The following is a 1169-nucleotide window of genomic DNA, read 5'->3' on the forward strand; positions in this document are numbered from 1 at the left end:
TCGATTGTTGCACGCCAAAGGATAGTAAAAACAAGTCAGAAGCGGGGTTAAGTCGGTTTCTCAATGTCTATGGATGGCCCACCCGTAAAGTCGTTGCCACCATCCGTTTGAAGATTGAGCGATTCATTAACGCCTACTGCCGAAGGCGTCGAGGTCGTCGTCCCATCTTGCACGCCATCGTGGATTTAACCTGTTTGGAAAAGACCGGACAATACAAAGGCTTGGAAGAATTTGTGCGTGTGTACAACGCCAAGCGAGGGGTGCATGTCGCCATGCTGTATCTGTGTATCGTCCCGTGGCGATTACCGTGGGATTTTCGAGTGTATCGCGGTGAAGGCACTCCCACTCCTACTCAATTAGCCTTGAGGCTTCTACGCCATATCCCCTCATCGTGGCAATCGCTCTTTAAGGTTCGAGTGATGGCGGATGCGGGATTTGGCTCCAATGAGCTGATTCCAGACGCTAAAGCCATGGGATTCGAGGTGCTCATGCGCATTTCTAACGCCCGTACGTTGTCGGACAAGCGGTCGGTGAAGACGGTTAAGACGCGAGGAGAGCGAGTCTATCTCAAGGATTTGGACATCCCTGTGAGTCTCTCTTGGTTTTGGCGTAAGCATGAAGATAAAGGAACGCGTGAACAACATTTTGTGGTGACCACAGATGCACTTAGCGGAACCTATATTGTGCGATTAGGTAAATTGCGTTGGAGCATTGAAGCCTGCTTCAAAACCCTCAAACATCGCTTCGGTTGGTCTAAATTTGGGGTGGGCACTAAAAAAGGCATGTATCGCTGGTGGATTATCTGCTGGTTGAGCTTTTTGCTGGCTCATTGGCAGCATCTGTCTTCAGGGGAGCAGACGTTAGATTGGCAGAAAGCCGCCCACCAGGCACGTAAAGCCCTATTCCCTCAGGAGGTCTTTGATGGCTTTTTAGCCGATGTGGAGGAGATGAATGAGGTTGCAGAGACACTTGGCTATGAGATTATTATCCAGAAATTGCGTATTTCGGATAAGCCTACTGAACTCGCGCTTGCAGCCTAATGGAATCCATTTGCGCCCTCAGGACTAGTCTGAATGTCCTAGTGCAAGATCTGAGTAGTAGTTTCCCTTACTTTTTTCTAATCTAAATAAATACTGGGCATGACAAATTGAAGAAAGGGACACAAATGA

General features: G+C 48.6%; 1 protein-coding gene. It reads left to right on the top strand.

The annotated features are described in order from the left end of the window. Positions 1-1040 (top strand): transposase (locus tag F6K13_RS34180; protein WP_287290090.1); only part of this gene is annotated, 1040 nt, incomplete at its 5' end. Positions 1041-1169: the final 129 nt, after the last annotated feature.

The sequence above is a fragment of the Okeania sp. SIO2B9 genome (genome assembly GCF_010672505.1).
GTDB lineage: Bacteria > Cyanobacteriota > Cyanobacteriia > Cyanobacteriales > Microcoleaceae > Okeania > Okeania hirsuta.